The 12,658-nt window shown below is 63.5% G+C and carries 13 protein-coding genes and 1 tRNA gene; 1 reads left to right on the top strand and 13 read right to left on the bottom strand.

Features of this window, described 5'->3' with window-relative positions; translation table 11 throughout:
- Positions 1 to 49: 49 nt before the first annotated feature.
- The 11 genes from pheS to BHE01S_RS13130 form a co-directional block, all read right to left on the bottom strand.
- Positions 50 to 1,063, bottom strand: coding sequence for a phenylalanine--tRNA ligase subunit alpha (gene pheS, locus BHE01S_RS13185; protein WP_042264651.1), 1,014 nt, complete (start codon positions 1,061 to 1,063; stop codon positions 50 to 52).
- 223 nt (positions 1,064 to 1,286) lie between these two features.
- The gene (gene rplT, locus BHE01S_RS13180) at positions 1,287 to 1,646 is read right to left on the bottom strand and encodes a 50S ribosomal protein L20 (protein WP_004192938.1); all 360 of its coding nucleotides are present in this window, start codon (positions 1,644 to 1,646) and stop codon (positions 1,287 to 1,289) included.
- A gap of 30 nt (positions 1,647 to 1,676) precedes the next feature.
- Positions 1,677 to 1,874, bottom strand: coding sequence for a 50S ribosomal protein L35 (gene rpmI / locus BHE01S_RS13175; protein WP_004191477.1), 198 nt, complete (start codon positions 1,872 to 1,874; stop codon positions 1,677 to 1,679).
- Between the two features lie 292 nt (positions 1,875 to 2,166).
- The gene (gene infC / locus BHE01S_RS13170; RefSeq protein WP_084068824.1) at positions 2,167 to 2,688 is read right to left on the bottom strand and encodes a translation initiation factor IF-3; all 522 of its coding nucleotides are present in this window, start codon (positions 2,686 to 2,688) and stop codon (positions 2,167 to 2,169) included.
- A 50-nt stretch (positions 2,689 to 2,738) separates the two neighbouring features.
- Entirely contained in the window at positions 2,739 to 4,646 is a 1,908-nt protein-coding gene (thrS, locus tag BHE01S_RS13165; RefSeq protein ID WP_042264625.1) for a threonine--tRNA ligase, read from the bottom strand.
- A gap of 275 nt (positions 4,647 to 4,921) precedes the next feature.
- Positions 4,922 to 4,998, bottom strand: a tRNA-Val gene (locus tag BHE01S_RS13155).
- Between the two features lie 86 nt (positions 4,999 to 5,084).
- Positions 5,085 to 7,334, bottom strand: a complete 2,250-nt coding sequence (locus BHE01S_RS13150) for a RelA/SpoT family protein (protein ID WP_042264623.1) — start codon at positions 7,332 to 7,334, stop codon at positions 5,085 to 5,087.
- Between the two features lie 88 nt (positions 7,335 to 7,422).
- Positions 7,423 to 7,776: a RidA family protein gene (locus tag BHE01S_RS13145; RefSeq protein WP_042264621.1), complete on the bottom strand. Its 354-nt coding sequence runs from the start codon at positions 7,774 to 7,776 to the stop codon at positions 7,423 to 7,425.
- Between the two features lie 95 nt (positions 7,777 to 7,871).
- The gene (locus BHE01S_RS13140; RefSeq protein ID WP_042264620.1) at positions 7,872 to 8,765 is read right to left on the bottom strand and encodes an alpha/beta fold hydrolase; all 894 of its coding nucleotides are present in this window, start codon (positions 8,763 to 8,765) and stop codon (positions 7,872 to 7,874) included.
- 159 nt (positions 8,766 to 8,924) lie between these two features.
- A complete protein-coding gene (locus BHE01S_RS13135) occupies positions 8,925 to 9,566 on the bottom strand; it encodes a CoA transferase subunit B (protein ID WP_042264618.1) in 642 nt (213 codons plus the stop codon).
- A 15-nt stretch (positions 9,567 to 9,581) separates the two neighbouring features.
- The gene (locus BHE01S_RS13130; protein ID WP_042264617.1) at positions 9,582 to 10,301 is read right to left on the bottom strand and encodes a CoA transferase subunit A; all 720 of its coding nucleotides are present in this window, start codon (positions 10,299 to 10,301) and stop codon (positions 9,582 to 9,584) included.
- Between the two features lie 257 nt (positions 10,302 to 10,558).
- Between BHE01S_RS13130 and BHE01S_RS13125 the strand changes: the two genes are divergently transcribed.
- Entirely contained in the window at positions 10,559 to 11,131 is a 573-nt protein-coding gene (locus BHE01S_RS13125) for a LuxR C-terminal-related transcriptional regulator (RefSeq protein ID WP_042264614.1), read from the top strand.
- Between the two features lie 38 nt (positions 11,132 to 11,169).
- Here the strand turns inward: BHE01S_RS13125 and BHE01S_RS13120 are convergent, their stop codons facing one another.
- Together BHE01S_RS13120 and BHE01S_RS13115 are read right to left on the bottom strand one after the other, a co-directional pair.
- Positions 11,170 to 11,610: an acyl-CoA thioesterase gene (locus BHE01S_RS13120; RefSeq protein ID WP_042264612.1), complete on the bottom strand. Its 441-nt coding sequence runs from the start codon at positions 11,608 to 11,610 to the stop codon at positions 11,170 to 11,172.
- 65 nt (positions 11,611 to 11,675) lie between these two features.
- Entirely contained in the window at positions 11,676 to 12,455 is a 780-nt protein-coding gene (locus BHE01S_RS13115; protein ID WP_042264611.1) for an SDR family oxidoreductase, read from the bottom strand.
- Between the last annotated feature and the right edge of the window lie 203 nt (positions 12,456 to 12,658).

The following is a 12,658-nucleotide window of genomic DNA, read 5'->3' as shown; positions in this document are numbered from 1 at the left end:
CTCAGGTGCTGCGTCCGCCTCGCGCGCTGCAGGCGAATGCGTCGCCGCGTTACGCGAACTGACGCAAGAAGCGCAGATCGCCCTCGAAGAACAGGCGCAGGTCCTGCACGCCATAACGCAGCATCGTCAGGCGTTCGAGGCCGCTGCCGAACGCAAAGCCGATATAGCGCTCCGGGTCGAGGCCCATGTTGCGGATCACGGTCGGATGCACCTGGCCCGAGCCCGAGATCTCGAGCCACTTGCCGGCGTTCTTGCCCTGCTCGAACATCATGTCGATTTCGGCCGACGGCTCCGTGAACGGGAAGTACGACGGACGGAAGCGCACCTGAATGTCGTCACGTTCGAAGAACTTCTTGAGGAAGTCGGTGTAGACACCCTTCAGGTCTGCGAAGCTGATGTTCTCCTCGATCCACAGGCCTTCGACCTGGTTGAACATCGGCGAGTGCGTGGCGTCGCTGTCCACGCGATACGTCCGGCCCGGCACGATCACCTTGATGGGCGGCGTGTGCGTGCGCGCGTAGCGCACCTGCATCGGGCTCGTGTGCGTGCGCAACAAAAGCTGACGGCCGTCGGCGTCCTTGCCGTCCACGTAGAACGTGTCCTGCATGGAGCGCGCCGGATGGTTCTCCGGGCTGTTGAGCGAGGTGAAGTTGTACCAGTCGGTTTCGATCTCGGGACCGTCGGCCACGTCGAAGCCGATCGAGCCGAAAATGCGCTCGACACGTTCCCACGTCTGCATCACGGGGTGCAGGCTGCCCGTGCCCGTGCCGCGGCCCGGCAGCGTGACGTCGATCGCCTCGGCGGCGAGACGCTGGTTCAGCAGCGCGTCCGCGAGCGCCTGGCGGCGCGCGTTAAGCGCAGCTTCCACTTGCTGCTTGACGGCGTTGATGCGTGCGCCTTCGGTCTTGCGCGCTTGCGCGTCGAGCTTGCCGAGGCCCTTGAGCAGTTCGGTCAGCGCGCCGGACTTGCCGAGAAATCGGGCCTTTTCGTTTTCAAGCGTGTTGACGTCGGGGGCGCCAGCGAACGCGCTTTGCGCGTCGGCGACAATCTGGTCCAGATCCATTGATCCCATCTTTTCAGCGTCAGAGTTTGAGACTTGAAGCCTCTCCGCGCTCGCGGCACGCCATGATGACGCCTGGCAATGACGGTGCGAAGACACTCCATGAAGCGGCGCAAGAAGCGTAATTACCAACAAAAACGGGGCTCGGTGAGGAGCCCCGTTTTTGTTGCAGCATCACCGGGACTACCGGAATGTCTGCTGCAACGAACCTGCGCAATACCTGCTATCAGGCAGCGACGGCGGCCTTCACCTGCTTGACGATCGCAGCAAATGCAGCCTTGTCGAACACAGCCATGTCAGCCAGAACCTTGCGGTCGAGTTCGATCGAAGCCTTCTTCAGGCCGTTGATGAACACGCTGTAGGTCATGTCGTGCTGACGCACCGCCGCGTTGATACGCGTGATCCACAGTGCGCGGAACACACGCTTCTTGTTGCGGCGATCGCGATAGGCGTACTGGCCTGCGCGCATGACCGCCTGCTTGGCGATGCGATAGACGTTATTGCGACGGCCGCGGTAACCCTTGGCCAGGTTGATGATCTTCTTGTGGCGGGCCCGTGCGGTAACCCCACGTTTGACTCGAGGCATGTTTCGCTCCTATGAGTTATCGGTTGAGGATTACGCGAACGGCAGCATTGCGCGCACGGAGTTCAGATCGGAATCGTGAACGGCCGTTGCACCACGCAGATGACGCTTGTTCTTGGTGGTCTTCTTGGTCAGGATGTGACGCTTGAAGGCTTGACCGCGCTTGACGGTACCGCCCGGACGAACCACGAAGCGCTTTGCAGCGCTCTTCTTGGTCTTCATCTTCGGCATGACAGACAACTCCATTATTTGATGGACGTGGGTGTGCGGTTGGCGCAGTGTTCTCACACCTAGCCGGGACTCCGCCCTTCGAAACCCACTCCACTTGTTTTGGCGACTGGCTGGCTTCTGAAAAACAAGCTCGCCGCCGCTTTCAGGAAAAGCGCCCGTTTGCCGCACTTCGTGTGCAGCGCGCGGGCGCCGTTCCGGAACCTGCTTGCCGTCTTCCGCGCACCACGGCGCCGAAGACGTCATTGAACACTGACTTTGACCGCCGCGCAGACTGCGCCGCGCGGCATGCCAACTACTTCTTCTTCTTGGGCGAGAGCACCATGATCATCTGGCGCCCTTCCATCTTCGGCATTTGCTCGACCTGACCGACTTCTTCGAGGTCGGTGCGCAGGCGCTCGAGCATGCGCATGCCGATTTCCTGGTGGGCCATTTCGCGGCCGCGGAAACGCAACGTGATCTTCGTCTTGTCGCCTTCATCGAGGAAGCGGATGAGATTGCGCAGTTTGACGTTGTAATCGCCGTCGTCGGTACCCGGGCGGAACTTGACTTCCTTGACCTGGATGACCTTCTGCTTGAGCTTGGCCTCGTGCTGCTTCTTCGACTCCTGGTACTTGAACTTGCCGTAATCCATCAAGCGGCATACGGGAGGCACCGCCTGAGGAGCAATTTCAACCAGATCGACATCCTGCTGTTCCGACATGCGGAACGCATCCGCCAGCTTTACGATACCAAGCGGCTCGTTCTCGATTCCGACGAGACGCACCTCGGGTGCAGTGATTTCACCGTTGATGCGATGCGACTTATCCGTAGCGATGTTACGTTTCCTCTAAAAATTAAAAAAACGAGCCGCGCTGCCGCAGTGGCTTACTTGAACGTCTTGACGTCTTCCGCAAGACGCGCGGTAAAGGCCTCGACGGGCATGACACCCAGATCGACACCGCCACGGGCACGCACGGCTACCGTTTGTGCTTCACGCTCCTTGTCGCCGACGACAAGCAGGTACGGGACCTTCTCAAGCGTGTGCTCGCGTATTTTATAGCTAATTTTCTCGTTGCGCAAATCGGCCACGACTCTAAGCCCTTGTTTTTGCAACGATTGGACCAGATTTGCAGCGTATTCGGCCTGACTTTCCGCGATATTCATCACAACGGCCTGCACCGGAGCGAGCCACGGCGGCATGGCGCCGGCATGGTGCTCGATCAGAATGCCGAGGAAACGCTCCATCGAACCGAGGATGGCGCGGTGCAGCATGATCGGGCGGCGGCGGCTGTTGTCCTCGGCCACGTACTCCGCGCCAAGGCGCTCCGGCAGGACCATGTCGAGCTGCAGCGTGCCGCACTGCCACGAGCGGCCCAGCGCGTCCTTGATGTGGTACTCGACCTTCGGACCGTAGAACGCGCCCTCGCCCGGCAGTTCTTCCCACTGCAGGCCGCAGGCCGTAAGCGCCTCGCGCAGGCCCTGCTCGGCGCGATCCCACGTTTCATCCGTCCCCGCGCGCGAATCCGGGCGCAGCGAGAGCTTGATGTCGATGTGATCGAACCCGAAATCCTTGTAGATGCTCATCGCCAGCGTGTTGAAGGCGATCGACTCGCTGATGATCTGGTCTTCCGTACAGAAGATGTGCGCATCGTCCTGGACGAAGCCGCGCACGCGCATGAGCCCGTGCAACGCGCCCGAAGCCTCGTTGCGGTGGCACGAGCCGAATTCCGCATAACGCAGGGGCAGATCGCGATACGAGCGCAGGCCGTGGTTGAACACCTGGACGTGGCCCGGGCAGTTCATCGGCTTGATCGCGTAGTCGCGCTTTTCCGACTCCGTCGTGAACATGTTTTCACGATAGTTCTGCCAGTGACCCGACGCTTCCCAGAGCGAGCGGTCCATGATCATCGGCGTCTTGATTTCGTCGTAGCCGGCCACGCGCAGGCGGCCGCGCATGTACTGCTCGACCTGCTGCCAGAGCGTCCAGCCCTTCGGGTGCCAGAAGACCATGCCCGGCGACTCGTCCTGCATGTGGAACAGGTCGAGCTGCTTGCCGAGCTTGCGATGGTCGCGCTTTTCGGCCTCTTCGAGCATGTGAAGGTACTGGTCCTGGTCTTCCTTCTTCGTCCAGGCCGTACCGTAGATACGCTGCAGCTGCTCGTTCTTCGAGTCGCCGCGCCAGTAGGCGCCCGCGACCTTCATGAGCTTGAAGACCTTGAGCTTGCCCGTGGACGGCACGTGCGGGCCGCGGCACAGGTCCGTGAAGCCGCCGTGCGAGTACAGCTTGATCTCTTCCGCGCCCGGAATCGACTCGATGATCTCGGCCTTGTACTTCTCGCCAATGCTCTTGAAGTAATCGACGGCTTCGCCGCGCGTGACGACGCGGCGCGACACCGGCTCGTCCTTCTTCGCGAGTTCCTGCATGCGCTTTTCGATCTTTTCGAGATCTTCGGGCGTGAAGGGACGGTTGTAGGCGAAGTCGTAATAGAAACCGTTGTCGATGACCGGCCCGATCGTGACCTGTGCCTCCGGATACAGCTCCTTCACCGCGTAGGCGAGCAAGTGCGCCGTGGAGTGACGGATGATGTCGAGGCCGTCGGCATCCTTGTCCGTGACGATGGCGAGCGATGCGTCATGGTCGATCAGCGTCGACGTGTCGACCAGTTCGCCGTCGAGCTTGCCGCCGAGCGCCGCCTTGGCGAGGCCGGGGCCAATCGAAGCCGCCACTTCGGCGACCGTGACGGGATGATCGTACTGTCGAACCGAACCGTCGGGCAGACGTATCGCAACCATGTTTTTCTCCAGAAGTGCCGCGCAGGCACATCGTATTGTTCGTGGGAACAGACCGCGGAAAACTTCGCAGCGAAAAAAAATGCGGCCCCGCTTTCGAGGGGCCGCATTCACTTTTCAAACCAGACTGCAGAGGCGAAAGAGGTCCTCGACTAGCGTCGCTCCGAAGTAGTTTCGGTAAACGTTCGCGGTGTCATAACCGTAGTCGCCTTGAGCGCAGAGCGCTTTTTCCTGCATTTGAAGCCTCGGCGAAACAACCGCCGCAGCCTCGATTCCGTTGGTAGGCTCGATTGGACTCGAACCAACGACCCCCACCATGTCAAGGTGGTGCTCTAACCAGCTGAGCTACGAGCCTGAAGAAGGGAGATTATATGAAGCAGCCGCAGACTTGGCAAGCATTTTTTGCAGCGCGGCAATCTTTGCCTGTCTCGCCTGCCTGCCTCAGCCCCTGCGCGACGCCCGCTGCACCCCGCTCACCTCGCCCAGCAGCACACAGGCACGCTGGATCTGCGCCGAATTCGACACTTCCACCGTGAACTGCATGTACGCCGCGTTGCGGCGCGACTGCGTCTTCACGCCGATCACGTTCATCTTCTCGCGCGCGAACACTTCGGAGATGTCACGCAGCAGGCCCTGGCGGTCGGTCGCCTCGATCGAGATATCGACCGGGTAGACCGACTGGCCGCGCCCGCCCATCACGTCGGCGGACCACGTGGTGTGCAGCACGCGCTCGGGCGCGCGGCTGGCCATGCGCCGGAAGGTCGGGCAATCGCTGCGGTGGATCGACATGCCCTTGCCGCGCGTGACGAAACCGCTGATCGCGTCGGGCGGCGCGGGCCGGCAGCAGCGCGCGAGCTGGGTAAGCAGCGCATCCACGCCGACCACGAGCACGCCCGACGACCCGCCGTGCGTGACGTTCGCGCCGCTCGCGCGCTTGGTGAGCTGCTCGGGCGTCTCCTCTTCGGGCGCGGCCGCGGGCGCGTCGTGCAGTGCGTGCTCGACGTTGCGCAGGCTGAACTCCTCCTTGCCGACCACGCTGAAGAGGTCGTCGGGCGACTTGAAGCCCAGCCTGGCCGCGAGCTGATCGAGACTGACCGACGTGCGGCCCTCGCGCTGCAGCGTCTTTTCCACCATCGCGCGGCCGCTGGCGATGTTTTCCTGTGCCTCGATCGCGTTGAACCATGCACGCACCTTCTGGCGCGCACGCGGGCTTTGCAGATAACCGAGCTGCGGATTGAGCCAGTCGCGCGACGGGCCGCCCTCTTTCACCGAGACGATTTCGACTGTCTGGCCGTTGCGAAGCTGGGTGTTGAGCGGCACCATCGCACCGTCCACGCGCGCGCCCCGGCAGCGATGCCCCAGTTCGCTGTGCAGGTGATAGGCGAAGTCGAGCGGCGTTGCGCCCTGCGGCAGCGCAATCACGCGCGCCTGGGGCGTGAGGACGTAGATGTGGTCGTCGTCGAGCGTGGCCTGGCGCAACTGTTCCCACGGCTGACGCCCATCCGCCACATCGTCCTTCCAGGCGAGCAGCTGGCGCAGCCATGCGATCTTCTCGTCGTAGCTGCTGCTCGCGCTGAACTGGCCGCCGTAGCCCTTCGCACCGGCTTCCTTGTAGCGCCAGTGCGCGGCCACGCCGTATTCGGCGAACTGATGCATCTCCTGCGTGCGGATCTGCACTTCGAACGCGCGGCCGTCGTCGCCGATCACCACCGTGTGCAGCGAGCGATAACCGTTGGGCTTGGGCCGCGAGATGTAGTCGTCGAATTCCTTCGGCACCGGTTGCCAGAGGTTGTGCACGATGCCGAGCACCGTGTAGCAATCCTTGATGTCGGGCACGATCACGCGGAACGCGCGCACGTCGTAAAGCTCGGAGAAGTCGATCTCCTTGCCGCGCATCTTCTTCCAGATGCTGTAGATGTGCTTGGGCCGCCCGCTCACCTCGGCCTGGATATGCGCCGCTGCAAGCTCGCTTTGCAGCCGCGCGATCGCCTCGGACACGTAGGTCTCGCGCTCCACGCGCTTTTCGTCGAGCAGCTTCGCGATGCGCTTGTAGGTATCGGGCTCCTGGAAGCGGAACGCGAGGTCTTCGAGTTCCCACTTCAATTGCCAGATGCCCAGCCGGTTGGCGAGCGGCGCGTAGATTTCGAGCGTCTCGTGCGCGATCTCGGGCGCCGGCGTGATTTTCGCCGCCGCATAAAAGCGCAGCGACTGCAGGCGCGACGCGAGCCGGATCAGCACGACGCGGATGTCCTGAGCGAACGCCAGCAGCATCTTGCGCAGCGACTCGACCTGCGCGCGCCGCGCGGCCTGGGCGTCGCGCCCTTCGCGGCCCGCTTCGGGCACAGCCTGGTGCGCCGCGCGCAGGCTCACGGTGCCAAGCCGCAACAGCTTGCGCACGTCGAACACGAGCTTCGCGACTTGCGCGCCGAAACGCGCTTCGAGCGCGCCTTCCGGGTCATCGAGATGCGGCGCGAGATTGAAGAGCGCCGCGGCGAGCACCGCAGGCGGATCGACGTTGAGGCGGCTCATGATCAACGCCGTGCCGTGCGCATGCTCGATGAGCGGCTCGCCCGTGGAAAGACGTGCGTCCCCGGCGTGCTCGCGCACGAACGCCAGCGCGTCGTCGAGCGACGGCAGCACGCCGGTATCGGCGGAAACCGCAGGAGCGGGAGGAACGGTGTCGCTACTCATGAGGCGATGCCCGCCGGCTTGCCGGACGGGCCACAACGAAAAGGATCAAACCAGCTGCACCGACTGAACGACTCGTGCTCAATCACGCTCAATCGCGCTGCGCAGCCACCACGACGATCTCGACGAGGCATTCCGGATTCGCGAGCTTCGCTTCGACCGTCGCGCGCGGCGGCGTCGCGCCTTGCGCGACCCACTTGTCCCACTCGGCGTTCATGCCGGGAAAATCCTTCATGTCGGCGATATAGATCTGCACCGAGAGAAGCAGCGACTTGTCGCTGTTCGCCTCACCCAGCAGGCGATCGATGTGGCCGAGCACTTCGCGCATCTGCCCGCCGATGTCCTGTCTCGTGTCTTCGGCGATCTGGCCGGCCAGGTAGACGGTGCCATTGTGAATGGCGGTTTCCGAAAGACGCGGGCCAACGTGGTGACGAATGACTGCCATGAAAATTCCTGTGAGAAGTGAAAAACGGTCGACTTCCGGGCTGGCGCGATCCAGCATGCATCAGTGCACGCCGGTATATGCCGGCCAATCTCATATTATGACGCGCGCAGGACCTCGCCGTCGAAGAATCGGCGCGCGATCGCGATCTGGCCGGGCGCGAGGAAGGCCGGCGCGTGCCCTACGCCTTCGATTTCGACGCTCGAGACATGGCGCCCGGTCGCGACCATCTTCGCGACCGTTTCGCGCGAAAGCAGGTCCGAAAGCGCGCCGCGCACGACGAGCACAAGCCCTTCGAACGCGGCGAGCGAGCGCCACAGGAACTGCTCGCCCGCTTCGTTCTGCTCGGGCGTGATCGACTTGAAGGGCTCCGCAATGCGCGGGTCGTACCGGTAGCGCCACTCGCCTTCGACTTCATGCAGCAACGGCGTATTGATCTCGCGCCAGTCCCCGGCGCTCAGCGGCCCGAACGAGGCCGCGAGAAGCGCCGCATTGTCGATGCCTTCCTGGAGCGTAGCAAAAGACCCGCCACGCCCCACGTACTCGCCGATGCGTGCGAGCGACGCGGGCTCGATATGCGGCCCGATGTCGTTGAGCAGCAGGCGGCCAATGGGCGTGCCCGGCAGCCCCGCGAGCGCCATGCCGATCAGGCCGCCCATCGAGGTGCCGAACCAGTCCACCTTTTCCACGCCGGTGCGCGCGATCAAGGTGACCATGTCCGCCACGTACTGCGCGACAGCGTAGCCGCGCGGGTCGAGCAGCCACGACGACAGCCCCCGCCCGGCCACGTCCGGGCACACGACGCGATACTGGTCGGCCATCGCGGCAGCAAAGCGGTCGAAGTCGCGCCCCGAGCGCGTGAGTCCATGCACGCACACGAGCACGCGCGGGTTGGCGGGGTCACCCCATTCGGTGTACGCGATGCGGTGCAGGCCCGCGGGACTGAGACACTGGACGTATTGCTGGCGCGGCACTGCGGTCGACCCGGTCATCGCAAAATCCTCGCTCGAAGGCGCATCAAGGCTTTCGGCCGATTGTAAACGGCTTTGCCGCACGGCATCCTCCGTCAAGCCGCATGCAAACCGTACGCGCAAACAAAACGGGCGAGACCGAAGTCCCGCCCGCCGCAAATCGCGCTTGCGCTACGACGTTCAGCCCACGGCGCTCACATCGAGCGGCGCGCCGGTCTTCGCCTTGATCTCGTCCACCGTCACGCCCGGTGCGAGTTCGGTCACCTTCAGACCCGCGTCGCTCACTTCCATCACACCGAGGTCGGTAATGATGAGATCGACCACGCCTACGCCCGTCAGCGGCAGCGTGCAGGCTTCGAGAATCTTGTGCTGGTCGCCCTTCGCGACGTGCTCCATCAGCACGACCACGCGGCCAACGCCCGCCACGAGGTCCATCGCGCCGCCCATACCCTTGATCATCTTGCCGGGGATCATCCAGTTGGCCAGGTCGCCCTTCTCGCTCACCTGCATCGCGCCGAGGATCGCCAGGTTGATGTGGCCGCCGCGAATCATCGCGAACGAGTCCGCCGACGAGAAAATCGACGAGCCCGCCAGCGTCGTCACCGTCTGCTTGCCGGCGTTGATCATGTCGGCGTCCACTTCGTCCTCGGTCGGGAACGGGCCGATGCCGAGCAGGCCGTTTTCCGACTGCAGCCACACTTCCACGCCCGCGGGCACGTGGTTGGCAACCAGCGTGGGCAGGCCAATGCCGAGGTTCACGTAGAAGCCGTCCTGCAGTTCTTTCGCCGCGCGCGCGGCCATTTCGTCACGATTCCATGCCATGGTCGGTCTCCTTCCTCAGTTGCCCGCCGGGTTGCTCGATGCGGCGCGCACGGTGCGTTGTTCGATGCGCTTTTCCGGGTGTGCGTTGAGCACGATGCGCTGCACGAAGATACCCGGCGTGTGGATGGCGTCCGGATCGAGCTCGCCGTTCTCGACGATCTCCTCCACTTCCGCCACCGTGATCCTGCCGGCCATCGCGCACATCGGGTTGAAGTTGCGGGCCGTGCGGCGATAGATCAGGTTGCCCGACTTGTCGGCCTTCCACGCCTTCACGAGCGCGACGTCGGCCGTGAGCGAATGCTCGAGCACGTAGTGCTTGTCGCCGAACTGGCGCGTTTCCTTGCCTTCGGCGATCAGCGTGCCGAAGCCGGTATTCGTGAAGAACGCCGGGATGCCGGCGCCGCCCGCGCGCAGCTTTTCGGCCAGCGTGCCTTGCGGCGTGAATTCGAGTTCGAGTTCGCCCGACAGATACTGGCGCTCGAATTCCTTGTTCTCGCCGACGTAGGAGGAAATCATTTTCCTGATCTGGCGCGTCTCCAGCAGCAGGCCGAGGCCGAAGCCGTCCACGCCCGCGTTGTTGCTGATGCAGGTGATGCCCTTCACGCCCGTATCGCGCAGTGCGCCGATCAGGGCTTCGGGGATGCCGCACAGACCAAAGCCGCCAACCGCGAATGTCTGGCCGTCCTTGACGATGCCCTCGAGCGCGGCAGCCGCGCTTTGATAGACCTTGTTCATCAGTGTGTCCCTTCCTCGAATGGAAATCCGCCAATCCGGTTTGTCGCACGGACGTCGAGCGCGTCCGGATGTTCAATTCTAGTCATGCCCCGGTGGCGTTGCCGTGAAGCCGGCAGCCCGGCCGGGCAGCGCGCGCGGGGCCAAACAAGCCGCGCGAGCCTCGAAAACCGCCCCTCCGATGGGTGCAAAGCGTACGCTGGCCCCCTGTTGCGGCACAATACGCAAAACTACATAAAGCAATACCCGCACCGTCCGCCATGGCTGCTCCCACCCAACCCGCCGAACGCTCCGCGCTCGACTATCAGACCGCGTTCCACCTCGCGCCCATCGGCCTCGTGCTTGCGCGCGAGCGCACCATCGTCGATTGCAACGACCAGGTCGCCGCCATTTTCGGCTGCGCACGCGATGCGCTGATCGGCCAGTCGTTCCAGGTGCTCTACCCTTCAGCGGACGAATTCGAGCGCATTGGCGCACGCATCCCGCCCATCATGACGGCGCAAGGCAGTTACGCCGACGACCGCATCATGAAGCGCGCCAATGGCGAACTCTTCTGGTGTCACGTCACGGGGCGCTCGCTCGATCGCGCGGAGCCGCACGCGGCGGGCGTCTGGACGTTCGAAGACCTGAGCGCGACGCGGCGCGTGGCCATCGAACTCACGCCGCGCGAGCGCGAGATCGCCGCGCAGCTCGTTACCGGCAAGACCAGCAAGCAAATCGGGAGAATTCTCGAGATCAGCCCGCGCACCGTAGATGTCTATCGCGCGCGCCTCATGCGCAAGTACGACACCGGCAACGCCACCGAGCTGCTGCAGCGGCTGCTCGGCCAGTAAGGGCGCGCGCCGCCTCGCAGCGCGCGACACATGGGCGCTCAGCCTACCCGGTTGGACTTGACGAGTCCCGCGTGCTCGATGGTGGCGCGCAGCATGTCGGGAATCGGCACCGATTTGCCCGCCGCGTAGTCGATCCACACGCAGCGCGCATTCCCGCGTGCGTAGAGCGTGCCGGGCTCGTCGGCGCGGCGCAGCTCGAACCCGGTGTCGAAGCTGCTGCGGCCCGGCTGGCCGACCGTCATCGTGCAGACGATGTCGCCGGGGTAATGCAGCTGCTTGAGGAATTCCATCGAGGCGTTGACGATCACGGGCCCCTGCCCGTCGCCGCTCTCCGCGGCCACGCCCAGGTGCTCGAACCAGGAAATCCGCACCTGCTCCATGTAGCGGAAATAGACCGTGTTGTTCACATGGCCGAACGCGTCCATGTCGCCCCAACGGATCGGCATGGTCATTTCAAATACGGGGTGGTAGTCACTCATTGCACTTCTACTTCGTCTTGTTGCGAAAAAACAGGATGCCGGCCAGCGGCCGGACTCGCCTCAGTTCAGGTGAGCCCGAAGCCGTCGTCGGCGGTGATGATCGAACCGTTGATAAACGACGACTCGTCGGCGGCGAGCAGCAGCAGCAGGCCGTCCAGGTCTTCGGGTTTGCCCACGCGGTGGCGCGGCAGCATCGAAACGAGCTTTTGCCCCTGCTCCGTCGACCAGTGATGGTGGTTGATCTCCGTGTCGATGTAGCCCGGGCAGATCGCGTTCACATTGATGCCGTGACGCCCCCATTCGAGCGCCATCGCCTTCGTCATATGCACGACCGCGGCCTTGCTGATCGCGTACAGGCCGATTTGCGGCAACACGCGCAGACCCGCCACCGAAGCAATATTGATGATGCGGTAGGCCGGCTTCGGACCACCGCCGTTGCCGCGCATGATCATGCGTTTGGCGACCTCCTGGGCCACGAAAAAGGCGCCGCGGGTGTTGGTGTCGAACACGTATTCGAAGTCGGCCGGCGTGACGTCCGCGAGCTTTTGTGTCGTGGAGACGCCCGAGTTGTTGACGAGGATGTCGATGGTCCCCGCCTCGGTTTCCGCGTGCGCAACCGCCGAGCGGATGCTCTGGTAGTCGGTCACGTCGAGCGAGACGACGTGAGCCGCGCCCCCGTTCGCCTCGATTTCGGCGCGCAACTCCTTGAGCCGTTCCACGCGGCGGCTTGCCAGCACGACTTTTGCACCCGCCTGCGAGAGCACCTGGGCGAAGCGCTTGCCGAGCCCGCTGGAGGCCCCCGTAATCATCGCGACCTTGCCTTCCAGATTGATCGAACGGCCCATTTCCGGTTCCTGTTCAGAAGTGTATAAGCGCCAGAACGCGGCGTGAGCAGCACGCCAAGCCTGACGCCACAGAATAGAACGGTCGTGCTAATGTTAGCCTGTTGGGTTGCGGCACGGGGAACGTTACCCGACAATACGAACCCGAAAAAAGCATTCTAATGGCAAGAGGAGCATTGATGACCCCCGCAAGTCTTTTAGAGCAA

It is taken from the genome of Paraburkholderia heleia NBRC 101817 (genome assembly GCF_000739775.1).
In the GTDB taxonomy this organism is placed as follows: Bacteria; Pseudomonadota; Gammaproteobacteria; order Burkholderiales; family Burkholderiaceae; genus Paraburkholderia; species Paraburkholderia heleia.
Note: the sequence above shows the minus strand (reverse complement) of the source record. Positions and strands in the feature narration are given on the sequence as shown.